Genomic DNA, 23,279 nt, shown 5'->3' with positions numbered 1-23,279 from the left:
GGCGAATGCAGTCAGATAGGTTATTATTCCCTGCCTGCGTCAGCAGGATAAACGATTCGGGGTATCGAGGATAAATAGAATCGAGCGAGCACTGTTTAATAATCGAAAATTGGCTATAGAGGTTATGCGGCAGAGCGTTCATTTTGAATGTCTCTGCCGTATTCCTGTGGAGCTAATAATGGATGCTTTACGATTAAATTTCAGGATGGGAGGAACGAATAAATGAAAATTGAAAGAGGCGATATCCTTATGGTTAATTTGGGATAGGTTCCGGGTACTTCCCTTCAGAGTGGAATCCGTCCGGTAGTGGTTGTCAGCAATAATAAAGCGAATACATACAGCCCGGTGGTAACGGTAGTGCCGTTTACTTCAAGGGTGTACAAAAAACGTTATCTTCCGACCCATGTGTTTATTAACCGTTATGAAATGGTTGGCTTGAAACGGCATGGGCTGGTACTGGCGGAACAGATCACAAGCATTGATGTTCAGAGTATCATCCAAAAATGTGGTCATGTCAGCTCTGATGCAATGCGGAGGATTACCAGAGCAGTGGAGATTCAGACAGGAGTTTATGAGGAGGGGGATTATGACAGCAGAAGAATATAGAAAGTATCTGGAACAGGATTTTAGTGATGTAAATATTGATGAAATGACAGATTTACTGACTGTAAAAGCAGACAGGAATAAAAGCCTGAAGGAACGGCGGGAATCATATCTGAATAAGGTAGGAAATCCGTATCTGGTCCGGATCGGCAATATGAAGGTCAAAGTAAGGTTTGCCAATAACGGGATATCTTTGGAGCAGGCATTTGAAAATATGCTTCTGAGTGTCTGAAAAAGTACTGGAAAGTTTGGGGTGGCTGTGCTAAAATGTCTGTAAGGACAAATTATGCGGCCCCTTTTATTACATGGGTTTTTTGACGTAATAAGAGGAGGTAAGATATGTATCAGAATTTCAATAAAATCTATCGTGCCGCCATCTATGTCAGATTATCCAAAGAAGATGGCGATCTTTCCAGTTCTGCAAAATTGGAAAGTAACAGCATTTCTAACCAGAAGGCTCTGATTCTGGATTTCCTGAAAGACAAAAAAGATATAGAAGTTGTTTCCGTCCGGGTTGACGATGGCTACACAGGCTCTAATTTTGAGCGCCCTGCATTCCAGGCTATGCTGGAAGATATCAGGCGTGGGATTGTTGATTGCGTAGTGGTGAAAGGTTTATCTCGGTTTGGGCGGGAATACATTGATTTCGGGAAGTACATTGAACGTTTATTCCCGGCTCTTGGTGTGCGCTTTATTGCCATAAATGACAATTATGACAGCCTTCAGGGAAAGAATCAGGCTGATGACATTATTATCCCATTCAAAAAATTAATCAACGATACTTATTGCCGTGACATTTCCATTAAGATAAGAAGTAACCTTGAGATTAAGAGGAAAAAAGGCGAATGTGTCACACCTTTTGTGGCATTCGGGTATAAGAAAGCAAAGGCAGACAAGCATAGGCTGGAGATTGATCCGGTTGCAGGCAGTGTAGTGCAGGACATCTTTAAGATGAAACTGCAGGGAATGAGCCAGGATGCGATTGCCAACCGCCTGAATGAACTGGGTGTGCTTTCCCCATTTGAATATAAGATTAGCAGCGGGAGTCATTATGAAACCGGGTTCCGACAGAAAGAGCAGGCTCTTTGGAGTTCTGTTACCGTACGCAGAATACTGGAAAATGAGGTTTATATTGGAAACCTTGTGCAGGGGAAACGTACGACACCGAACCATAAAGTGAAGCAGTCCTACGTAAAGCCGGAAGATGATTGGATCCGTATTGAAAAGAACCACGAACCGCTGGTAAGTGAAAGGGATTTTGAGATCGTCCAGCGGCTTTTGGGGATGGATACCCGTACTTCTCCTGACCAGAAGCAGGTGTATCTGCTGTCCGGCATTGCTGTATGTGCGGATTGCGGGGCACCGATGACGAGAAAGGTCTCAACAGTGGGTGGAAAGAAATATGTCTATTATTTATGTTCCACAAATAAAGAAACGAAACGCTGCTCCAGTCACAGGATCCCGGAAAAAGATCTGGAAAACGTGGTATTGGTAATACTGAAACAGCATATCCAGAACATCCTGCATTTGAAAAGGGTGTTGGAGTTTATCGGGACTGTACCATTTCAGGAAATCAATGTGAAAAAACTCCAGGACAGGCTGGAAAAGAAAAAAATGGAGACAGAACGCTGTAAGGAACTCCGCATGATGCTTTATTCCGATATGAAAGAGGGCATCGTATCAAAAGAAGATTATGTAGAATTTCATGCAGCATATGGAAAAAGGCTAAGGAATGCAGAAGAGAGTATCCGGGCAATCCAGAAAGAAATGGATAACATGCTGGAAAAAGCAGACGCTTCTAACACATGGCTGGATTATTTTGTGAAATATCAGGATATTGAAGTGCTGACCAGGACGGTAATTGTGGAATTGATTCGGGAAATCAGAGTCCATGACAAAAAGAATATTGAGATCGTCTTTGACTTTGATGACTGTTATCAGGCATTGCTGACACAGCTTCCGGCTATGGGAGTGGAGGCTGCAACAGATCTGGATAACAATCTGCAGGTCAAGATAAAGGAGGTTGTATAAAATGGCACGAAAAAGCAGGAAAAGCATTCCTGAAACGGTCAGCAGTGCAGCCGTCCAGGAAGAGATCAAAAGACCGTTCCGGGCAGGGTTATATGCAAGGATTTCTACGGAAACAGAGGAAACGATAGAGAGGGGGACGATAGAAACCCAGGTGGAACTGATGAAAAACTATGTGGCTGATACAGAGGATATTTCGGTTGCAGAAGTTTATAAGGATTCTGATTATTCCGGTACAAATTTCGATCGTCCTGGATTTACGCAGATGATGGAAGATATCAAGCATGGGAAAATCAACTGCGTGATTGTAAAGGATTTGTCCAGGCTTGGCAGGAATTATGTAGAAACAAGCAATTATATTGAGCGTGTATTCCCGTTCTTTCATGTACGGTTCCTGGCAGTGACGGATGATTTTGATTCTTTCCGTGAGGGAGTAGATCTGACTGTTCCCTTAAAGAATATTATCAATGAGTTCTATTCTAAAGACCTTGCAAAAAAGAGCAGCAGTGCAAAAAAAACCTATGAAGAGAAGGAAAATTTACCGGTGCCTGGGAACCCTATGGATATAGGAAATCAGAACAGGACAAGCACCAGCTGGTAGTTGATGAGGAAGCTGCCGGACATTTACGGGCAATTTTTTCTATGTATATGGATGGCTGCAGCTACAGTGATATTGCAAAAAAACTGAATGCAGATGGTGTCTTGTCCCCAACTTTGCAAAGGGAGTACTACAGATCCGGGGAAAAACCGTCCTCAGAGTCCAAACCGTGGAATAATTATGAAGTAAAACGTGTGCTTCAGGATGTACATTGTACCGGCGATTCCGTATATGGAAAATATCAGCAGAGCGTTTTTCAGGGAAATAAGCAGAGAAACCGACCAGAGAGTGAGTGGATCTATGCAGAGAATACCCACGAAGGGATTATAGATAAAAAGCTGTTCCGCCAGGTGCAGGAAAAAATCAGGGAATTTACGGAAGAATATAAAAAGAGGCATCAGCTGAATAATGGAGCCATCCGGAGCCAGAATTTTTATATCGGCAAGATCAGGTGTGGAGGATGTGGCAACCGCATGATCCTGTCCAGGGAAAAGTCCGGGACATTTTATTATATCTGCGGTGCCAATGCAAACCATAAATCAGGAGGAAACCAGTGCAAGGGGCACAGGGTCAAAAAAGAATACATGGATGAAGATGTCCTTCGTCTGATCCAGTCACATATGAAAAACGTATTGGATACAGAAAAAATGATCCGGGAAATGAACTCCGCTTCCAGAAACCAGACGCAATATTTGCTTTTGGACAAGGAAGTAGGGAAACTTCGGCGGGAACTGAGCCGGATCAGTAAGCGTAAATCTGATTTATATGAGGATTATTCGGAACGCCTGATTACAGAAGAAGAGTACATGCAGTTTTCCCGTATCTATTCCAATAAAATAGAAAACATCAAGAGACGTCTGGATGCAGTATTGACGGCGCAGGTACGGTATTCCAAAGATTATCATATCGAAGAAGGATGGGGGAAAGTGATACATACTTATATGTCTAAGCGGAAGCTGACAAAAGAAATGGTGGAAGCCTTTGTGGATTCCATTATTATCCATGGTAAGTATGATTATGAGATCAAACTGGTATATGATGACCAGTTCGCTGAATTGCAAAAGATAATGAAAGAGAAGGAGGCACAGTCAAGATGACAGAAAATAGGAAAACAGCTGTCTATATCCGTTTATCTATGGAAGATGGGAATGTGGATGGCAGAACCAAACTGGAAAGTGACAGTGTGACTTCTCAGAGGATCCTGTTGAAATCGTTTGTGATCGATCAGCTTGGCGTGGATGGGGCAGATATCCTGGAATATGTGGATGACGGTGTCAGCGGCACCCATTTCAAACGCAATGGTTTTCAACAGCTGCAGGAGGATATGAAAAGCGGACAGATAGGCTGTGTAGTTGTGAAAGATTTTTCCAGGTTTGGCAGGGACTATCTGGAAGTGGGATTTTATATTGAATATATTTTCCCGCTTCTTCAGATTCGGTTTATTTCCATTAATGACAGTTATGACAGTGAAGCCAGCTCTGGGATGACCGGCGGTATGAATGTGGCTTTCAAGAATCTGGTTTATAACATGTATAGCCTGGATTTGTCGAAAAAAATCTCATCCGCAATGCAGACCAGAATGAAAAACGGTACAAGGCTTCCGGTAAATGCCAGATATGGTTATAGAAAGGGCAAAGATGGAAGGTTGGAAATTGATCCGGATTCGGCTAAAGTGGTGAAGATGATCTTCCAGATGGCTGCAGAAGGTATGAGCTTTGCAGAGATCACAAGGGAACTGAACAAACAGGAAATTGCCACCTGTGATGAGCAGAAAATGTCAAGAGGAGAGCAGGTTCAGTCCCGACGGTTTGATACCATCATGAAAAAACGCTGGAATCCAACCACAGTATCTGCAATCATCCGGGATGAGATTTATATTGGAACCCGGATATGGGGTAAAACACGCTGCAGTATGCACACCGGTCATAAAGCGGTTCTTAATGACGAGTCTGACTGGATCAGACTGGAAAACCACCATGATCCGATTGTTGACAGGGAACTGTTTGAAAAAGCGAACAGACTGCATCCGAAAAAATCCAGGGGTGTTGCAGAAACAAGAACCAATTATACGCTGGCAAGACACAAGAAACAGCCAGCACTGATGCTGTGTGCACACTGTGGTCATTGTCTGGTAAGAGAAACGGAGCATCTACTGAAATGTTCGGATGGGCGTACCAGCGGTGATCATGTCTGTCGAAGTTTGGTGGTCAGACGTGAGCCAATGGAAAAGCATATCCTGGAGCTTGTTCATCAGTTTGCATCTTCCATGCTGGAAAACCGGAAGATTGTTGAATCAAAGAACCAGAGCAAAGATATGGAGACGAATGTTGCAGAATTATTGAAACAGAGCCGCCAGTTGTCTTCTGAAAAAATGAAACTTTATGATGAGTACAAAGATGACCGTATTGACCGGGAATTGTACAAGCAGAAAGCGGAAAAGATAGGCAGACAGCTGGAAGAAATCAGACGAAAGATAGCAGAGTCTGAACGTGATGCAAAGATGCTTGAGCAGGACAATACTGCGAAGGAAATGAAACTGGAAGAATTTCTGAACATGGAGAAATTCGATACAGAGAAATTACGGGAGATCATCAAGGTTATCCAGGTGCATAGCCAGGAGGAAATCGAAATTGAATGGAATTTTGATGATGTATTTTTGGGGCAGAGATAAAATGTTCTAGACAAGAGCGATTTTGTGGAACATAATAAAAGTGCTGGGGTACCTGATAGGAATGGTCAGGTACTTTCCGGCAAGAAAAAAGAAATACTTTTTTTGTCCCATACTTGACACGTCCACATATTTGTCGACACACGTATTGCAGCAATATGGCGAAATCGGGAATGAACCCGAAGACGCTACAGTACCTTATGAGACATAGTTATATAGGTGTTACGCTTAACACCTATACGCATCTGGGACTTGAGGATGCAGAGGATGAATTGAAGCGGCTGGAAGACCTGCAGAATGCCAGAAAGGAATTGGAACGGACGCAGGCAGAAAAGACGGTGTTGCAGAAGATGTTTAAGGCGATATGATTATAGAAGAAAACGAAAGACGCTTTGCGGTTGCAGGGCGTTTTTTGTATAGAGAATCTTGTATAAATATGGTACAATAAATCCGTTGAACAACGCGAGTAGAAATATATCAAAGAAGAAATAGTATTATATAATTTATGTGAGAAAGACAAGGTGATTACTATGGAATATCCTCATACATTACAGTTTAACGTGGAAAAGATTTTTGGCAACCAAGAGGTTCAAATAACACTGTATTCGGGATTAACAATATTGGTTGGTACAAATGCTTCCGGAAAGACTCAAACATTGAAAAAAATAAGGGATATTATGAAAAGAAAGTTAGGTGGCGATAAGGTTCGATATTTATCATCAAATAGAATTGGAAATATGGAACAATATAGATCAAAAACAAATCAATACAGTTATACCATTGATGATTATACACTTGGGGATCAAGCGACAAAACGTGCTCGTTTACAAATTGAAACTGCAAGTGGAGATTTCTTTGCAATGGACGAACGAAAGGATGTTTTTATTAAGGTATCTGAGAGGTTATCGGTGTTATTTAATAGAAATATTTTTATTCGTTGGGATGCTGGACATATGAAGGTGTTTTTTGGAAAGACCGATAGTGAGCAAGAATACTCAGTTGCAGCAGAAGCAAGTGGATTAGTTAATGTTATTTCAATTTTGGCTGCCCTATTTGATGAAGTGGTTGAAGTATTATTAATTGATGAGCCAGAAGTATCTTTGCATCCGCAATTACAATCATATCTTCTTCGTGAGATGAAAAGTGCTGCAAAAAGATACAATAAAACTATTATTATTTCAACCCATTCTGCAGAGATGCTTGAATTAAATACTGCATCTGAGTTGTGTAACTTTGTGTTTTTTAGTAAAGATGCATTACCTAAACAAATTTCGCCAGATACACCGGAATTGAATAGCATAAAATTGAAAGAATTTCTTTTGCGAATGAGTCTTATATATAATGAGGGCTTTTTTGCTAAAAAAGTAATGCTTATTGAAGGTTCCAGCGATATGATTTTATGTCGATATCTTTGCAATAGACTTAACTTAAATTTAGATGTGGCAGGTTCACAAATTATTCCGGTTGAAGGAAAAGGACAGTTCCCTATTATTACAAAACTGTTTAGACTTATTGGTAAAGAAGTATGTGTCTTAACGGATTTAGATGGCTTTACAGATGATAATAGTATTATTAATTTATTTTCGGGTTTACCTGAAGCAACTGACATTGCTAATGATTATGGCAATGGGGATCTTCAAAGTATGATTAGGGATATAAAGACAAAAACAGATGAGTTAATTCGAACTCAAAAAGAGAATATGGTAACGATTTTTAACCAACATCCGTATTGGATAAACCGAGATCCAGAAGCAGAGGAAGATAAAATTATCCGTCGTGCATTGGTTGCACGGTTATTTACGGTTAGTGCAGATGAACTAGCAACTTGGCCAGATTCACATGAGTGGATAAGTCTTAAGAAGAGAATTACTGTACTGTTTGATATTTTAGAAAATTTAGGATGTTTTATTCTTCGACGGGGGGCGGTGGAAAGTTATTACGCTTTTTCACCGAATACAACGTTTAATGGAAAGCCGTCTGCAGCCGCTAATGAAGTTAGTTATTGGGAAGAAAAAAGTAATGAACAAATCTATGCTCAATTCTCTGACATTGTTCGTTCTTTGCAATTTGCTGCACTTGATAAAACGGTAGATGAAAGTTTTGCGGTAAAGAAAGAGTTATTAAGTGAATTAGCATTGATACTTGGAATTTTACCACAAGTATCAACTGAAAAAGAACTTCTGTCTTGTATTAAACAAGCAAAAGGGAGCGCAGAGTCTCTTTTTGATTATAGAATAATAAATGATAGCAAGCGTCTGGGTGTAGAAGTATCATTAAAATCTGAAATAATAGATGTTGATGGATTCCCATTTAAGGCTTTTGTCGGAGACAATGTTAATATTCTCATTGATGAAAGAATTCAATCGCATTTAAGTGAGGAAAGTCAGTAGTACCTCCACCCGCTTTTTACTACGTTTCTACTACGATTACTGTACACATCTTGCAATATTTTGCTAAGTTTTGCATTTTCTGTATAGAAATGACCGATACATAAAGAAGAATTTACACCGCGCAAATCGCTGCAAATGACAGCAGGATAGCGCATTTTGAAAGGAGAAAATATGAGTATACGCGTACTCTTTGTATGCCACGGCACTACCTTAGCAAAATTCTGAAAAACCTTGATTTTACAGTATATTTTTGAACCAGTAGGGATGTTTTACTAAGTTTTTACTAAAGAGGAATCCCTAGCACGAATTTAGAAAAGTAACATATAGTATGACCTTATTAATTGGTAGAACAATTGGTAAGGTCCTTTTTTATTTCAAGGAGGTTCAAAATGAAAAGTACAGCGTTAGGAGCAGAAAACATTATTTTTATCAGTGATGCACATGAAAAATTCTACTATGAAAAATTACAAGAAGTACGGTATCAGGATGTGTACCATAAGGCATTGTGTTATTGTCTGGGTATTAATGGAGATACCAGAAAAAATGCTGACAGAATTTATAATTTTAAAACGGGGTCTGTTAAAACGAAATGTTTACATGAAGGATGGCAGACAAGCGGTAGCTTAAAAGTAGTGAGGATGGCATTTAATCTGTACTGTAACAGCACGCCAAGCGTTTGGGATTATGAAGATGCAGAGGAACAGGTAAACGAGTGCAGACAGTATACAGTAGAGGATATCTTCTGCTGTGCATATGCACCATATTTTTGGCAGGCAGTACAGATCCGTTATCCGGAATATGTAGTGTACAATCAAAAGTTACATGCCATGCTTGGAGGAATAGATTAATGCTGAAAGTGAGACTGATGGGAACAAAAAATGATATTGCATGGTTTCAGAAAATCCTGCAGCGTCATCCTAAAATTGAAGTTATGGAATTATCGGAACTTTATTCCAATAAAGGGACGAGCAAATATTATAGAGCTTATGCTGAAATTGAAAAAAGTAATGTAAATAAAAAATAGTAGAAAAACAGGAGAATTATATCATGTGCAAAATAATCGCAATCGCAAATCAAAAAGGTGGAGTAGCAAAGACTACAACCACTATTAATCTTGGAGTAGGACTGTCTAAGGTTGGAAAACGTGTAATGCTGATAGATGCTGATCCACAGGGACATTTGACAATGGGACTTGGTTTTCCAAAGAACTTAAGGGTAACATTGAAAACAATGATGGAAAATATCATTATGGGATTAGAATTTGATCCCAGGGAAGCAATTTTACACCATGAGGAAGGAATAGATGTAATTCCATCTAATAAACTTCTTTCGGGAATGGACATGTCATTATTTACGGTAGAGGACAGAGAAAAAGTCTTAAAAGAATATCTGGAACTTTTGGAAAATGATTATGACTATATCCTGATTGATTGTATGCCCTCGTTGGGAATGATGACAATTAATGCGTTAAGTGCAGCTGATAGCGTTTTGATTCCGGTGCAGCCTCAATACTATGCGGCAGATGGCCTCATGGAATTATTGAAAGTTGTGAAAGGCATTCATCAGAGATTTAATCCTGATTTACAGATTGAAGGGATTCTGTTTACAATGGACAGCAGTCATTATAATAATTCAAAGAGAAATAAGCAGGCAGTACGAGATGCTTATGGAGCAGAGATTATAATTTTTGATCAGACAATTCCAAGAACAGAAGCTCTTGCCGAAACTGCATCAGAAGGTGTCAGTATTTTTTCTTACGATGCAAAAGGAAAAGGTGCGTACAGTTATCAAGCACTTGTCCAGGAGGTGCTGAATCATGCGTAAACCTAAGAAAGAAATTCAGCTTACTTCTTATGATGAATTGCTTGGAATCAATGAAGCCGAACAGAATACTCTTAATCAGATTGTTGAAGTGCCATTAAATGAGTTACATCCTTTTAGAAATCATCCATTTCATGTAAATGATGATGAAAAAATGGCTGAAACAGTAGAAAGTATCAAGAATTATGGCATCTTAAATCCTGCATTGGTACGTCCTCGCGCAGAGGGAGGATATGAACTGATTGCTGGTCACAGGAGAAAACGTGGTTGCGAACTGGCTGGAAAAAGTAAAATGCCAGTACTCATACGGAACTATACCGATGATGAAGCCGTAATCGTTATGGTGGATTCTAATATACAGAGAGAAAATTTGCTTCCAAGCGAAAAGGCATATGCTTATAAGATGAAGATGGATGCAGTAAAACATCAGGGCATAAAAGACGAAAACGCAGCTTCTGTTGACAGTGCAGATCTGGTTGGACAGGCTGCCGGTGACAGTGGAAGAACCGTTCAGCGTTACATACGCTTGACCTGTCTTATTCCGGAATTGCTGAAATTGTTGGATGAAGGAAAGATTAATTTTACAGTAGGTGTTTCATTAACCTATTTATCAGAAACGGAGCAGATTTGGGTGAAAGACTGCATAGTGTCTGGAGCAAGCTCTGTTACAGGTTCAATGGCAACAAAACTGAAGCAATACAGCGATGAAGGTAATCTGACAGAATTAGCGGTACAGCTTATTCTGAATGAAAAGAAAACAGAGACAGGAAAAGTTACTTTAACTGAAAAGAAAATACGAAAGTATTTTCCGAAGGAATATAACAGAGAACAGATTGAACAGGTTATCTATGAACTGCTTGATAACTGGAAGAAAAGCCAATAACGAGGGAAGGAGGGAAAGCAAAATGGCAAAATCCGAAAGCACAAAAATAGAGTTTGGTTATTTTCACGATTATGAATCGGAACAGTTTGCTTTTTACCGTATTCCCAAAGTATTATTCACAGATGAATATTTCCGTAATCTGTCCAGCGATGCAAAGGTTCTTTATGGGCTGATGCTGGACAGAATGGCTTTATCTATCAGACATCAGTGGTTTGATGAAGAGGGTAAGGTTTATATTATTTTTACTGTTGAACAGGTTATTCAGTATATGAATTGTGGAAGAGATAAAGCAATGAAAACGCTTGCAGAACTGGATACCAAAAAGGGAATCGGATTAATTGAAAGAGTCAAACAAGGATTTGGTAAACCGGATATTATTTATGTAAAGAACTTTATTTTAAGGACATCAAAAGATGTTAAAAACAATGATGAATCCGAAGAGAGTATTCAACAAAATCGAGAGGTCGAAGAAGTCGACTTATCGGAGTCGGAAAAATCGACTTATCGTGGTCGGAAAAATCGACTTCAAGGGGTCGGAAAAACCGACTTCAAGAGGTCGGAAAATACGACTTATCGTGGTCGAAAAATCAGAACTACAGAAGTCGGAAAAACCGACCCTAATAATACTAATTATAATTATACTGATATTAGTAATACTGATCTTATCAATCTTTCAGATTCTTCCGAACAGCAGTCAATGGATTTGATGGAAGAGATGGAGTTATTCCAGATGAACACTGCACTTGTAAAAAGAAATATTGAATATGACTGTCTTGTACAACGATGCAGACTGGGGGAACAGCAACAGTTGGATGAAATTGTGGCACTAATTGTGGAAACAATCAGCATAGAACGGGAGAATATTACGATCAGTGGAGTGAAATACCCATATCAGTTCGTAAAAAGCAGATTATTGTTGCTGGAAGAAAGCCACATAGAGTATGTACTTGACTGTCTGCATGAGAATACCAGGGAAGTAAAGAACATAAAAGCGTACTTGCTTACCTGTCTTATGAATTCAATAACGACAATAGGCAATTATTACCAGGCAAAAGTAAATCATGATATGTACGGAGGTGACATATGAGAGGAAAAGAAATTATAACAAAATTGATAATTCCTGGTGCAATAGCTATGATTATCTGCTTAATTGTTCACCCTATGTGCATGAATGGTGAAATATTAGACTGGAGAAAATTATTGCTTTTTGTGGGAATACCTTTCGGAATCCAGAAAATGTTTTTGCTGGTTGTTCCAAGAAATGTGGGGACAGGGGAAATGCTTGGTTTGTTGGTACTTAAACTGATGGTAGGAAGTTTGATTGGAATAGGGGTTCTTGCCTGGAGATTATTAGCTGTAGCAGGAATTTTACTAAAAAACGGCATTTCTGGAATTGTATGGATCATAAAAAGACTGAAAGAAATGGTGATCAAAAATGAGCGAAAAGCAACTGGAAAAATTGTATTATAGCATTTATCCAATGAATCAATGTGAAACACAAAGTAAAAGTTATGAAGAGACAAAGGAACTGTGTGAAACATTAGAAAAGGAAATGATAAGTCTAATGAGTCCGGATCTGCAGGCAATGTTTGAGGATTACAAGGAATATACTTTAAATCTTAAACAAACAGAACAGAGAGACGCTTACATAGATGGATTAGCGTTTGGGATTCGCACAATTTCGGAAGCCTTTTTACATGAGAACAAAAATAGAATATGGTGATTGAAAAAGCAGTCTGTCAAGGCTGCTTTTTCTGTACCGCTTACATAGGAGAATGAGATGTGATTGATTTGATAATTATTATTATGGCAGGAATAGTGCTTTTGTTTTTGCTGTCTTGTTGCTTTATGGTTGCAAGGCTGTTGGATGAGGAAATATCTATGTATGGATATGAAGGAAAAGAAAACTGGGAAAGGGAACAACTTCCCGACAAATTGTCGAGAAGTTCAACAGATGAAAGACATGGAGATAAATGAAAAGATTCGTTATTTTCGGAAACAGAGAGGGCTATCGCAGGAGCTGCTTGCAGAACGAACAGGAATTAATGTGAATACAATTCGGAAGTATGAAATAGGCATACGAAAGCCGAAAGTAGAACAATTAAAGAAAATTGCGGATGGACTTGAAATTAGTGTAATAGAATTTTTGGATATTGAAATAGAAAATGAAGCGGACTTGATTGCTATGCTGAAAAAAATCAGTCCGTTTTTTAAGTGGGACGGATTGCTTCATGTATTGGAGGGGGAAAAGTTTTTATGATTGGTGTAGGAAGTGTATTGATATCACTGTTTCTGGTTTTAGTTTGTTATTCATTAACACTGACAGCGAAAAGAGCAGATGAAAACTTATTGATGATCTGTGAACAGAATCAGAAAATTGAAGAAGAGAAAGGAAAGCAAGAAATGGAATCAAAGAGAGACATTTTGAGAGTGATTGAAAAAGAAATCAAAAAAGGAAGTGCGCCAGTTGCATTTGCGGGTTTGGGGTTTTCCGAAGAATGTTATCATTTGGTAGATAGTCAGGCTAAGATGAACCAACTTTTAGATTATTTTTTTCGCAATGAAGAATACGCAGCTTTGGCAGATCGGCAGGTGAAAAGTAATATCTATGCAGAAATGGGCAAAAGGCTGAATTTCCGTAGTGCCAGATCTGATCGAGACAGAAAGAATATGGAGGTAGCGGCGAAACAATGGATTAAGAAAAAGCATCCAACATTTGATGGTGATGTATATGTCGAAAATATCCGGTGTTTTCTGGATATTTCCCAGGAAGAGTTAGAAAAACGTAAATGTACTGTTAATGAACAGGATATCACAGCACTTATTTTCAGTCAGAAACATCTGGAAGCATTATATCTGCAATGCCTTATGCACAGGCGAAACGCAATGCAAGAGGTTCTGGAATTAAAAGGTTTGTCAGAAACGTGCAATCGGATTTATAAATTGCAGGATGTAGATGTATTATTTCAGTGTTTACTGATGGATCAGATGGATTGGGAAGAAGGAAAGTTGTATGTGCAATTCAGTACTGTATATTTATTACTGAGTTTAAGAAATAAATGACAGAATAAGTATGATTGGTTATAATAAAAAAAATTGAACAAATAAGTAGAGGGAGGGTCTGATGAATAAAGAAGATCATTTTATAGATACAGATAAATTGGGTGATGTGTTACTTGAGTTTTCAAAAAAAATAAGTCGTTTCTCACAAAATATACCAGATACTTTATTTGGAAGTTTGACAGAATTTTTAAAAAATATACCAGATGATGTTAAGAATACGCAACTTTTTGCAAACGTTCAAAAACTAAGTAATTATGATTTGAATTATGAAGATGTCTGGTGGTTGGTAGACAGTTATGGGCTTATTGATAAAGAAGATGCGGAAGAAGAACTTATGGAGTATTATGAGCAAGAAAATAAATTACATTGTTATATAAAAAGTATTATAAGCAATCCGTCCATAAGTGAACGTGAAAAATTAGTAATATTGTTATCACATATAGAACCGTTAATATATAATACTTTAAATTACACGAAACAGCCTTATTCAAAAGTGAAACAAATAGTAAAACGAATGTCTATAGATGAAAATGAGGGAATGTCTTCTGAGAGTGTGGGAAAACTTTACGTTATGGGAATTACATATGTAGTGTTTGCAAATACTGACGCTTATACAAAGGAAATTGATAAAAGAATTCCGTTTAGAAATAATATTCTGCATAATGGGATTGTTGAATATGGAACGGATGATATACATAGTGCATATGAGTTGTTAGTTGAGTTCATTTCAATGCTGGTATTCATAAAAAAACAGCTTATTAATGAAAAAACAAAATAGAGAATTTGTAGCCGGTTGGTCTATTTTATTAGAAATTGGAATCAGCCGGCTTTTTATATTTTAAAGAATACTTCTCGACAATTTGTCGGGAAGTGGAAAGGAGCCAAATTCCGATGAAAATATATCTCCCCCATCTGTTAGTTCCACCATAATTTGCTGATCAGAATCGAAAGGAGGCGTGCAAATTGCAGGAAGAAGTTACACAGAAAACAATCGCATTGTCGGTTAAAACTGCAAGAGTGACTGCCGACGTGTTAAAAAATATGCTGCGGAAGTATCTGTCAGGACAGAAGCAAAAGGGAAAGAATCCTTATAAGGTTGGAAAACAGTCATACAAAGAATTGAAAAGCCAGGGTTCTGGTTTATCCAATATTGAAATCACAGATGGAAATATCAAGTCCTTTGAGCGTGTGGCGAAAAAATACCGTTTAGATTTTGCCTTGAAAAAAGACAGTTCGACCAAGCCACCGACCTACTATGTGTTCTTTAAAGGGCAGGATACAGAAATGATGAATCTGGCATTTAAGAAATATTTGGGTGTCCAGATGAACAAAAAGGATAAGCCATCTATTATGGAAAAACTTATGCACTTTAAGGATGCTGTGTCTAAAGGAAAGAACAGAGAACGAGCAAGAGAACAGCAGAAAGACAGAGGGCAGAGTTTATGACTGAGAAAAAACAGCAGCATAAGAAGAAAAGAGGAAAAGTTCAGCATATCAGAGGCTCTCCGAAAAAGAGAAAAATATCTGGAAAAGCTGTTTTTTCCTCAGAGAGTATCCCAGGAAAAATGCTTGCAGATGTGAAAAATCTGATTACGGACAAGGTAAGTGAATTGAAGAGGGCAGATCAGAAAAAGCTGTTTTTAGCTAATTTCCCCTATCTGATGTTTGCCTATTTTTTCAATAAGATTGCCTGGTTGTATCGGGTAAACAACGGAGCAACTTCCTGGGATAAATTTATGAATACCATTACCTATTTTGAACTGGCATTTCAGAATCTCTGTCCAAGTTTGAATCATATAGATTTGTTGTGTGGAATCGCAGGCGGCGTGGCTGTAAAGCTTATTATTATTTACCGCACGAAAAATGCCAGGAAATATCGGCTGGGTGTGGAGTATGGTTCTGCCAGATGGGGAACAGAAAAAGATATACGACCATATGCTGATCCTGAATTTGAAAATAATATTATTCTCACAGAAACAGAGAGTCTTACTATGTCAAGCAGACCAAAGAATCCGAAATACGCCAGGAATAAAAACATTCTGGTAATTGGCGGTTCCGGTTCTGGAAAAACCAGATTTTTTGTAAAGCCTAACATTATGCAGATGCACAGCTCTTATGTGATTACTGATCCAAAGGGAACTGTGCTTCTGGAGGTTGGCAGTATGCTGGCAAAAGGCAGTCCAATGACGGATGAGAATGGAAAAATCATGCGGGACAAAGAGGGAAAAGTTATATATGAACCGTATAAAATCAAAGTTTTGAATACAATTAACTTCAAAAAATCCATGCACTATAATCCATTTGTATATATCCGCAGTGAAAAAGATATTCTAAAACTGGTAACAACCATTATTGCTAATACCAAAGGTGAAGGGCAGCAATCAGGTGAGGATTTTTGGGTAAAGGCGGAAAAACTCTATTATTGTGCCCTGATTGGCTATATCTGGTATGAAGGCAGGGAAGAAGAAAAAAATTTTAATACTCTGTTGGAAATGATCAATGCGTCAGAAGCCAGGGAAGATGATGAGAATTTCAAGAATCCAGTAGATCTGATGTTTGATGAACTGGAGCAGAAAGACCCGAACCATTTTGCGGTAAGGCAGTACAAAAAATACAAGCTGGCCGCCGGTAAGACAGCAAAATCTATTCTGATCAGTTGTGGTGCAAGACTCGCACCCTTTGATATTGCGGAACTGCGGGAGCTTATGAGTTATGACGAGCTGGAATTGGATCTGGTTGGTGACAGGAAAACTGCATTGTTTGTTATTATTTCAGATACCGATGATACCTTTAATTTTATTGTTTCTATTATGTACACACAGCTTTTTAATCTGCTCTGTGACAGAGCTGATGATGTATATGGAGGCAGACTTCCAATTCATGTGAGGTGTCTCCTGGACGAGTTTGCGAACATCGGACAAATTCCTAAATTTGAAAAATTGATTGCTACGATTAGAAGCCGGGAAATCTCAGCTTCTATTATTTTGCAGTCAAAGTCTCAGCTTAAGGCAATTTATAAGGATAATGCCGATACCATCGAAGGGAACTGTGATACGACCTTATTCCTGGGGGGAAAGGAAAAAACGACATTAAAGGAAATAGCGGAGATCCTGGGAAAAGAAACCATAGATCTTTATAACACATCGGATACGAGAGGCAGTCAGCGGTCTTATGGAATGAACTACCAGAAAACAGGAAAGGAGTTGATGAGCCAGGATGAAATAGCAGTCATGGACGGAGGAAAATGTATTCTGCAGGTGAGAGGTGTCAGACCATTTTTCTCAAATAAATACGATATTTGCAAACATAAAAACTACAAATATCTGTCCGATTATGACAAAAAGAATATCTTTGATATTGAAAAATATCTGAGTACTAATCTGATACTGAAACCAGAGGATGAAGTGGAATTGTATCAGATGTAACTTCTCGACAAATTGTCGGGAAGTGAATCATGGGAGGAAATCATGAATAATTTGGAAAAAAGGAACAGTCGGTATCCATCGACGAAAATGAATATACCGACTGTACGTGTGAGGTATTTTCCAAGTAGAAAATCCTATGCTTAGTGTAGCACAAAAGGCAGGGTTTATATAGTGTTTTCTTCCCTTTCTGGAAAAAATCTAAGAAAGGACTGGAAAATGTAAGTTTTCCAAAGGTACACTTATGGCATTTTTTACAACGGCAATTACGACCTTAAAAACATTGGTTTGTGCGATCGGAGCCGGACTTGCAGCCTGGGGAGTGATCAATCTGCTGGAAGGATATGGAACGGACAATCCGGGTGCAAATGCTCATGTACGGTAAAGTATCACAAGAAAATTATGTCGAATTGACAGCCGCCTCCGCTATACCGAATAAGGAAATAAAGAGTCCTCAAATTTTGCGCTACTAAATGAAGACGAGCGGAAGTAATCTCCCGCTCGTCAGTAAACTTAACTATGCCATATCAATCCCGCTTCTTTCCCGCCACCGGCACTAAGAACAGCGCGGGCAACAGCAGGAAAGCGGTACAGACCAGCCCCCAGGGTATGGACACCTGCTGGGCTACCAGCCCCACAATAGGCCCGCCGATGATCTGCCCGAAAGAGTCCAGCTGTCCGCTGGTGGAAAAGACTGTGGCGCGCATTTTCTCATCCACTTGGTCGTTCATCCAGGCGGCCAGCACAGGCTCCTTGATGGTGCGCATAAGCCCCGCCAGCAGGAACACCAACAACATGAACCAAAAGCTCCGCCCCACCGCGAAGAGAACCAGGAACAGGATATACCCGGCGCTGGTGGACATGACCACACTGGTTCGGCTGACAGTCCCTTTTTTCTCCATGCGGGCGATGAGCAACTGAGAAGCCAGAATACCTAAGCCGTTGCCGATAAGACTGATAACACCGAACCAAGTGACGCTGTTCAGCGGCCCGATAACGGGTATTACCGTGTCATCCAGAAAATGAGCGGTGGAGAGCCGGTCAAAGCCTTCACTGGCAAGTCCCCCGCATAGTGTGATTGCTAAGAGCGCCAGCAACACAGGTGCGCCTTTCACAAAGCCCAGGTTGAGCTTGAACAGGCAGACAAAGTCTTTAAGCAAGCCCTGCCGTTCCTCAATAGCAGGGGAGAAGTTGGTTTCTGGCATGATGCGAACCATCACCAGCCCCAACAACAAGCACAAACTGCCCCCCAAGATGAGAGGCATTTGCAGGTTTATGTTTCCCAGCAGTGTGCCCAGCACCACGCCCAGAACGCCGCCGATTTGCCCCATTTGACTGCCCCGCAGGAACACCTTGTCTATGGGTTTGTCCTCTTCCTCCGAGGCAATCCACGCCTCCAGAGCGCCGGTGATGAAGGTATCACCGCAACCCCAGACAACCTGGGCCAGCAGAACCGGCGCGAACCACGGTAGCGCACCCTCCATCAGAAAGCCCAGGCCGTAGAGGAACATTCCAATCAGCACCGAGCGCCGACGGCTATACAAATCCGCCACCACACCGGTGGGCATCTCGAACAGAAAGCAGGAGGTCTCCTGAACCGTCCCTACCAGGACAAGCTGGAAAGCATCCAGCTGCACCACCTCCAGGTGGTACACGATGGAAAGCACTGTGGACATAGAAACCGCCAGGGAACAGACAAATCGGAACAGCAGGTAGACAGAATATGCCTTTGAATTTTTAGCAAACATGAAGTTACATTCTCCTTTCAAATCTCATTTTATATGACTTTTGCAAGCTGTTAAGCTAACTTGTGGAACATATGCCGAACCTTATCTATACGGCTATTCGGGCGGCGGGGTTGGCAAATAAATTTACCAATAGCTGGCTGGTATCCTTTTAACTCTGTCAAGCAGACTCCCTGCCCATTTGTGAAATAAGTTAAATCGTTCCTGTATTCTTGAATACATCTAGCAGGGATTTCTCCTTTCAGAATGACCTCGTCATTCTTTATCTGAGTACTTACAATATCTGCACAATACCTTGGAGCATCATGATACGCCCGTGAGAGATATTCCTGCGGTGCATAAATTTCAAAGTGGAGATATGGCTCTAATAGTTCTGTCCCTGCTTTTTTTAAAGCCTGCTCCAATACGATAGGGGAAAGCAGCCGAAAGTCTGCGGGGGTACTTACAGGACTATAATACAATCCATATTCAAAACAGATTTTACAGTCTGTCACTTTCCATCCATACAGCCCCTGCTCGCAGCCATAAAGAACCCCCTCCATAACCGCATTTTGGAACGATTGATTTAAATATCCAAGTGAAACTCTGCTTTCATACTGCACTCCGCTTCCAATAGGGAGCGGCTCTATGGACAACCCGACAGAAGCCCAGAAAGGATTTGGCGGGACTTCTATGTGGATGGTATATTCTGCTTTTCTAAGCGGTCTTTCCATATATATAACAGTAGGCTCTTTTATTTCTGCCTCCACATGATATTTTTCCTCAAGGATGGCACAAATGACTTCCATCTGCACATTCCCCAAAAAAGATAACATAATCTCATGGGTAACAGTATCAATGTCAAAATGCAAAAGAGGGTCTGTATCAGCAATCTCTGCGAGGGCATTTAACAGGGCTTCCCTTTGCTCCGGCTTTTGCGGCTCTACCGTTGTCCGAAGTAATGGCATGGGATTATCAATCCGTGTTTTGTGAGGCAGGAGTTTTTCATTTCCCAGGATATCGTTCAGTTTCAAAGTATCATCAGCTAAAATAACAATTTCTCCCGGACAGGCATGGTCAGCCGGGACGATTTCACCATTTGACGGAATACACATTTCTGTAATCTTTATTTTTTCCTTTTTTGACAGCAGCAGGGTATCCCGTAAATGGAGCGTCCCATGATACAGGCGTAAATAAGAAAGCCGTTTTTTCCGCTCTGTATACTCAACCTTAAAAACATATCCACATAATTCAGACTGAATATCGTCCGTTTCTGTAATGAAAGTTTCTATAATCGCTTCAATCAGTTTTTCTGTTCCTAAATTGTCTTTTGCACTCCCATGATAAACAGGAAACAAAGAGCAGCATCTGGTTCTTTTGCACTTTTCATATTGTAATTCCTGTATATCCAAAGAATCCTCTGCAACATATCGTTCTAATAGTTCATCGCTTCCGGAAATAATCATATCCCATTTGTCTAAATCAGAAATATCGGTCATGGTTATCTTTGGCGACAGGGAAACCTCCTGCATGACAATCATATCACTGGTAAGTTTATCTTTAATGCTTTGGTAAACACACTGCAGGTCGATCCCATTTTGGTCTATCTTATTTATAAAGATAATTGTCGGAATGTCCATTTTCTGAAGCGCATGGAATAATATACGGGTTTGTGCCTGTACGCCGTCTTTTGCTGAAATGACTAAAACAGCTCCGTCAAGGACAGATAAAGAGCGGTATGCTTCGGTTAAAAAATCCATATGACCGGGAGTGTCCACGATATTGATTTTATAATCATTCCAATAAAAAGAAGTAACCGCTGTCTGAATGGTAATTCCCCGTTGCCGTTCCAAAATCATAGTGTCTGTTCTTGTGGTCCCTTTATCCACGTTTCCCTGTTCCGCAATCGCTCCACTGGTGTATAGCAGACTTTCTGTCAATGTAGTTTTTCCTGCGTCTACATGGGCCAGAATGCCGATATTGATTATTTTCATGTGATTGTCCTCCCTTTACAGCCCCAAAGGGCATAAAAATCCCCAGCAGTAAAATACTTTTACCACTGGGGATTCTAATTTGCGGACATACACATATACAGCATACACCTATTTGTGATTGCTGTTTTTTGAATATGTCAAAATTGATAAGGCAAAAGTATTCTTAAATTGGGTACAAAAAACCAAGCCCCCACAAAAGGAGCTATCATAATTCTTTGTTCCCACTATTTGATTATAGTTTTATTTAAGAATACCTTGCCGCATATTTTTTACTCCTTTTCTGGAATGAAGCTATTATATCACATCAGTTTTAGGAAAGCAAGTACTTAAAAGAAATTTTTCTTCCCCTTATATGTAACAATCATACCGGCTTCCTGGTGTTCAGAATGGTTTCTGCTGTCTGCTGTGGTGTTTGATTGGAATTGTCCAGCCAAAAGCCGATCCGTGGTGTTGTCTGCATAAATGTATCGTATATTGATAAAATCAGCATCAGAGAGGAGGAACCATTTTGAACCAGAAACAGACGGATATTACAACAGGAAAGCAAATACGTCATCTGCGAACACAATCGGGAATGACACAGGAAGAACTGGCTGGGGAATTGAATGTTACCCGGCAGGCGCTATCGAATTGGGAGAGAGATGTTAATGAACCCGATTTAAATACGTTGAAAAAAATTTGTTTTCTTTTTGGAGTCCACATGGACGATTTTGCGAAGGAGGTAATAACAAAAATGGAAACATGTGAAAAAAAAGAGAAACGACAATTTAATAAGTATGATATGGCAATTGGACTTTTTTATGGTGTCGGGATATTTCTTGGCATTGGTATTTTCTTTGTTGGCGGTTTTATGACAATGTCGGGTGCAGGGTGGGGAGCATCACTATTTGGCGGTGGCTGTTTTTCTCTTGTATTTGGCTTGATATGCCATGCAGTTATTACATTGAGAAGAAATGACAAATGATGACATATCCTGCTTTCTAGACTTTTCGGTCATATCGCGTAAAAAAGCCGCTGCTTTTGGCTTTCCAATAGCGGCGGCAAAGGGAAATATCCTTTGAATACCTTACAGAAGAAAAGTTTTGCAGCATTATAAAAATAAAAGCCTATACCATTTTGGAAAGAAAAGATACATAATCGTCAAGACGGCAACAATCAGAAGTTATGGAGGGTAACAATGGAATATAGTAAGGAAGATTTAATGGAAGCAAAAAGGCAAATTTTGGGAGTGGGAGAGAACATGGGAACAGAGGAAAGTAAAAAAATCTGGGAGAAAAACGCACAATTTTGGGATAATGCAATGGGTGACAAATCTAATGAATTTCACAGAGAGGTAGTGCGTCCCAAAGTAACGGAACTTCTATCTCCTAATCCTGCGGATTACATTTTGGATATTGCGTGTGGCAATGGAAATTATTCTTCGTATCTTGCACAAAGAGGCGCTTCGATTGTCGCTTTTGATTACAGCAAAAAAATGATAGAATTGGCTAAAAGACGGCAATCACAATATGCAAAACAAATTGAATTTTGTGTAGCGGATGCGACCAATAGAGAAAGTATATTAGAATTAAAAAGAAATCGAGCCTTTACGAAAGCAGTTTCTAATATGGCAATTATGGATATTACGGATATTGAACCACTTCTTATGGCTGTTTATGAACTGTTGGAGGAAAGCGGAATTTTTGTCTTTGCAACGCAACACCCTTGTTTTATCACGTTGACTGAAAAATATATGACACCGCACAGTTACTATGGTATAGCGATTGAAGGGCAACCGGAGGAGCAGATTTATTATCATCGTTCCATACAAGATATTTTTAACCTTTGTTTTAGAGCTGGATTTGTCATTGATGGATTTTATGAAGAATGTTTCAAAAACAACAAAGAAATTCCTATGGTAATGATAGTAAGGCTTAAAAAGGTAAAACGTGATAGCTTAAAATAAATTCAAGTTTGCCGGATAAATAGCAAACCTGGCCGAGCCAGTCAACGGTCAAGATGAACGGGCTTCGCCCGCCGTTGACAGCCCCGCCCGGTTTTGCAGTTAGGCAGTCAAGGAGCGACAGCCTAAAGTGCTGCCGCCCC

25 protein-coding genes and 1 pseudogene are annotated in these 23,279 nt (G+C 39.8%); 24 read left to right on the top strand and 2 right to left on the bottom strand.

What is annotated here, in order from left to right:
- The first annotated feature begins 294 nt into the window (after positions 1-294).
- The 22 genes and pseudogenes from DW694_RS13390 to DW694_RS13300 all read left to right on the top strand — a co-directional run.
- A complete protein-coding gene (locus tag DW694_RS13390; RefSeq protein ID WP_330605124.1) occupies positions 295-606 on the top strand; it encodes a type II toxin-antitoxin system PemK/MazF family toxin in 312 nt (103 codons plus the stop codon).
- Positions 587-835, top strand: coding sequence for a DUF6870 family protein (locus DW694_RS13385; RefSeq protein WP_118753160.1), 249 nt, complete (start codon positions 587-589; stop codon positions 833-835). Before DW694_RS13390 ends, DW694_RS13385 begins: the two co-directional genes overlap by 20 nt.
- A 107-nt stretch (positions 836-942) precedes the next feature.
- Entirely contained in the window at positions 943-2,634 is a 1,692-nt protein-coding gene (locus DW694_RS13380; protein WP_118753159.1) for a recombinase family protein, read from the top strand.
- 1 nt (position 2,635) lies between these two features.
- Complete coding sequence (locus DW694_RS17295; RefSeq protein WP_244092778.1) at positions 2,636-3,232, top strand: recombinase family protein; 597 nt, start codon at positions 2,636-2,638, stop codon at positions 3,230-3,232.
- 41 nt (positions 3,233-3,273) lie between these two features.
- A complete protein-coding gene (locus DW694_RS17290; RefSeq protein ID WP_244092777.1) occupies positions 3,274-4,326 on the top strand; it encodes a recombinase family protein in 1,053 nt (350 codons plus the stop codon).
- Positions 4,323-5,900, top strand: coding sequence for a recombinase family protein (locus tag DW694_RS13370; protein WP_118753158.1), 1,578 nt, complete (start codon positions 4,323-4,325; stop codon positions 5,898-5,900). Before DW694_RS17290 ends, DW694_RS13370 begins: the two co-directional genes overlap by 4 nt.
- 113 nt (positions 5,901-6,013) lie before the next feature.
- A complete protein-coding gene (locus tag DW694_RS13365; protein WP_330605112.1) occupies positions 6,014-6,265 on the top strand; it encodes a tyrosine-type recombinase/integrase in 252 nt (83 codons plus the stop codon).
- Positions 6,266-6,427: 162 nt separating this feature from the next.
- A complete protein-coding gene (locus DW694_RS13360) occupies positions 6,428-8,287 on the top strand; it encodes an AAA family ATPase (RefSeq protein ID WP_118753157.1) in 1,860 nt (619 codons plus the stop codon).
- A gap of 389 nt (positions 8,288-8,676) precedes the next feature.
- On the top strand, positions 8,677-9,135 hold the full coding sequence (locus tag DW694_RS13355) for a DUF6075 family protein (RefSeq protein ID WP_015541251.1): 459 nt from the start codon (positions 8,677-8,679) through the stop codon (positions 9,133-9,135).
- Complete coding sequence (locus tag DW694_RS16985; RefSeq protein WP_005426617.1) at positions 9,135-9,311, top strand: hypothetical protein; 177 nt, start codon at positions 9,135-9,137, stop codon at positions 9,309-9,311. The genes DW694_RS13355 and DW694_RS16985 overlap by 1 nt, the downstream gene beginning before the upstream one ends.
- 23 nt (positions 9,312-9,334) lie before the next feature.
- Positions 9,335-10,111, top strand: a complete 777-nt coding sequence (locus DW694_RS13350; protein ID WP_005426615.1) for an AAA family ATPase — start codon at positions 9,335-9,337, stop codon at positions 10,109-10,111.
- Positions 10,104-10,991: a ParB/RepB/Spo0J family partition protein gene (locus tag DW694_RS13345; protein ID WP_059085507.1), complete on the top strand. Its 888-nt coding sequence runs from the start codon at positions 10,104-10,106 to the stop codon at positions 10,989-10,991. The genes DW694_RS13350 and DW694_RS13345 overlap by 8 nt, the downstream gene beginning before the upstream one ends.
- A gap of 22 nt (positions 10,992-11,013) precedes the next feature.
- Entirely contained in the window at positions 11,014-12,078 is a 1,065-nt protein-coding gene (locus DW694_RS13340) for a DUF6017 domain-containing protein (RefSeq protein ID WP_286187109.1), read from the top strand.
- Entirely contained in the window at positions 12,075-12,461 is a 387-nt protein-coding gene (locus tag DW694_RS13335) for a DUF6050 family protein (RefSeq protein WP_118753155.1), read from the top strand. The genes DW694_RS13340 and DW694_RS13335 overlap by 4 nt, the downstream gene beginning before the upstream one ends.
- On the top strand, positions 12,427-12,714 hold the full coding sequence (locus DW694_RS13330) for a DUF6809 family protein (protein WP_015541255.1): 288 nt from the start codon (positions 12,427-12,429) through the stop codon (positions 12,712-12,714). The genes DW694_RS13335 and DW694_RS13330 overlap by 35 nt, the downstream gene beginning before the upstream one ends.
- 59 nt (positions 12,715-12,773) lie before the next feature.
- The gene (locus tag DW694_RS16980) at positions 12,774-12,968 is read left to right on the top strand and encodes a hypothetical protein (RefSeq protein WP_005426607.1); all 195 of its coding nucleotides are present in this window, start codon (positions 12,774-12,776) and stop codon (positions 12,966-12,968) included.
- Complete coding sequence (locus DW694_RS13325) at positions 12,946-13,251, top strand: helix-turn-helix transcriptional regulator (protein ID WP_227222461.1); 306 nt, start codon at positions 12,946-12,948, stop codon at positions 13,249-13,251. The genes DW694_RS16980 and DW694_RS13325 overlap by 23 nt, the downstream gene beginning before the upstream one ends.
- Positions 13,248-14,054 (top strand): hypothetical protein, encoded by an 807-nt coding sequence (locus tag DW694_RS13320; protein WP_118753154.1) that lies wholly within the window; start codon positions 13,248-13,250, stop codon positions 14,052-14,054. The genes DW694_RS13325 and DW694_RS13320 overlap by 4 nt, the downstream gene beginning before the upstream one ends.
- A gap of 61 nt (positions 14,055-14,115) precedes the next feature.
- On the top strand, positions 14,116-14,832 hold the full coding sequence (locus DW694_RS13315; RefSeq protein WP_015541258.1) for a hypothetical protein: 717 nt from the start codon (positions 14,116-14,118) through the stop codon (positions 14,830-14,832).
- A 185-nt stretch (positions 14,833-15,017) separates the two neighbouring features.
- Complete coding sequence (locus DW694_RS13310; RefSeq protein WP_044925928.1) at positions 15,018-15,500, top strand: PcfB family protein; 483 nt, start codon at positions 15,018-15,020, stop codon at positions 15,498-15,500.
- A 119-nt stretch (positions 15,501-15,619) separates the two neighbouring features.
- Positions 15,620-17,479 (top strand): VirD4-like conjugal transfer protein, CD1115 family, encoded by a 1,860-nt coding sequence (locus DW694_RS13305; RefSeq protein ID WP_286187122.1) that lies wholly within the window; start codon positions 15,620-15,622, stop codon positions 17,477-17,479.
- Positions 17,480-17,720: 241 nt separating this feature from the next.
- A pseudogene (locus tag DW694_RS13300) lies at positions 17,721-17,849 on the top strand (Maff2 family mobile element protein); the annotation flags it as partial.
- Positions 17,850-18,003: 154 nt separating this feature from the next.
- On the opposite strand, the gene tet(40) reads toward DW694_RS13300, so the two are convergent.
- Together tet(40) and tet are read right to left on the bottom strand one after the other, a co-directional pair.
- A complete protein-coding gene (gene tet(40), locus DW694_RS13295; RefSeq protein ID WP_109215034.1) occupies positions 18,004-19,224 on the bottom strand; it encodes a tetracycline efflux MFS transporter Tet(40) in 1,221 nt (406 codons plus the stop codon).
- Positions 19,225-19,274: 50 nt separating this feature from the next.
- Complete coding sequence (gene tet, locus DW694_RS13290; protein ID WP_102743419.1) at positions 19,275-21,194, bottom strand: TetM/TetW/TetO/TetS family tetracycline resistance ribosomal protection protein; 1,920 nt, start codon at positions 21,192-21,194, stop codon at positions 19,275-19,277.
- 508 nt (positions 21,195-21,702) lie between these two features.
- Between tet and DW694_RS13280 the strand changes: the two genes are divergently transcribed.
- A complete protein-coding gene (locus tag DW694_RS13280) occupies positions 21,703-22,158 on the top strand; it encodes an XRE family transcriptional regulator (RefSeq protein ID WP_003505401.1) in 456 nt (151 codons plus the stop codon).
- Between the two features lie 213 nt (positions 22,159-22,371).
- Entirely contained in the window at positions 22,372-23,139 is a 768-nt protein-coding gene (locus DW694_RS13275) for a class I SAM-dependent methyltransferase (protein WP_003505400.1), read from the top strand.
- Positions 23,140-23,279: the final 140 nt, after the last annotated feature.

It is taken from the genome of Ruminococcus sp. AM26-12LB (assembly GCF_003480785.1).
Classification (GTDB): domain Bacteria; phylum Bacillota; class Clostridia; order Lachnospirales; family Lachnospiraceae; genus Blautia_A; species Blautia_A fusiformis.
This window is presented reverse-complemented; position numbering and strand designations above follow the sequence as displayed.

What these genes read in the sequence shown, in the direction of transcription:
- DW694_RS13385 (WP_118753160.1), top strand. Translation starts at nt 587, where the DNA reads ATGACAGCAGAAGAATATAGAAAGTATCTGGAACAGGATTTTAGTGAT.
- DW694_RS13380 (WP_118753159.1), top strand. Translation starts at nt 943, where the DNA reads ATGTATCAGAATTTCAATAAAATCTATCGTGCCGCCATCTATGTCAGA.
- DW694_RS17295 (WP_244092778.1), top strand. Translation starts at nt 2,636, where the DNA reads ATGGCACGAAAAAGCAGGAAAAGCATTCCTGAAACGGTCAGCAGTGCA.
- DW694_RS17290 (WP_244092777.1), top strand. Translation starts at nt 3,274, where the DNA reads ATGTATATGGATGGCTGCAGCTACAGTGATATTGCAAAAAAACTGAAT.
- DW694_RS13370 (WP_118753158.1), top strand. Translation starts at nt 4,323, where the DNA reads ATGACAGAAAATAGGAAAACAGCTGTCTATATCCGTTTATCTATGGAA.
- DW694_RS13360 (WP_118753157.1), top strand. Translation starts at nt 6,428, where the DNA reads ATGGAATATCCTCATACATTACAGTTTAACGTGGAAAAGATTTTTGGC.
- DW694_RS13355 (WP_015541251.1), top strand. Translation starts at nt 8,677, where the DNA reads ATGAAAAGTACAGCGTTAGGAGCAGAAAACATTATTTTTATCAGTGAT.
- DW694_RS16985 (WP_005426617.1), top strand. Translation starts at nt 9,135, where the DNA reads ATGCTGAAAGTGAGACTGATGGGAACAAAAAATGATATTGCATGGTTT.
- DW694_RS13350 (WP_005426615.1), top strand. Translation starts at nt 9,335, where the DNA reads ATGTGCAAAATAATCGCAATCGCAAATCAAAAAGGTGGAGTAGCAAAG.
- DW694_RS13345 (WP_059085507.1), top strand. Translation starts at nt 10,104, where the DNA reads ATGCGTAAACCTAAGAAAGAAATTCAGCTTACTTCTTATGATGAATTG.
- DW694_RS13340 (WP_286187109.1), top strand. Translation starts at nt 11,014, where the DNA reads ATGGCAAAATCCGAAAGCACAAAAATAGAGTTTGGTTATTTTCACGAT.
- DW694_RS13335 (WP_118753155.1), top strand. Translation starts at nt 12,075, where the DNA reads ATGAGAGGAAAAGAAATTATAACAAAATTGATAATTCCTGGTGCAATA.
- DW694_RS13330 (WP_015541255.1), top strand. Translation starts at nt 12,427, where the DNA reads ATGAGCGAAAAGCAACTGGAAAAATTGTATTATAGCATTTATCCAATG.
- DW694_RS13325 (WP_227222461.1), top strand. Translation starts at nt 12,946, where the DNA reads ATGAAAGACATGGAGATAAATGAAAAGATTCGTTATTTTCGGAAACAG.
- DW694_RS13320 (WP_118753154.1), top strand. Translation starts at nt 13,248, where the DNA reads ATGATTGGTGTAGGAAGTGTATTGATATCACTGTTTCTGGTTTTAGTT.
- DW694_RS13315 (WP_015541258.1), top strand. Translation starts at nt 14,116, where the DNA reads ATGAATAAAGAAGATCATTTTATAGATACAGATAAATTGGGTGATGTG.
- DW694_RS13305 (WP_286187122.1), top strand. Translation starts at nt 15,620, where the DNA reads ATGCTTGCAGATGTGAAAAATCTGATTACGGACAAGGTAAGTGAATTG.
- tet (WP_102743419.1), bottom strand. Translation starts at nt 21,194, where the DNA reads ATGAAAATAATCAATATCGGCATTCTGGCCCATGTAGACGCAGGAAAA.
- DW694_RS13275 (WP_003505400.1), top strand. Translation starts at nt 22,372, where the DNA reads ATGGAATATAGTAAGGAAGATTTAATGGAAGCAAAAAGGCAAATTTTG.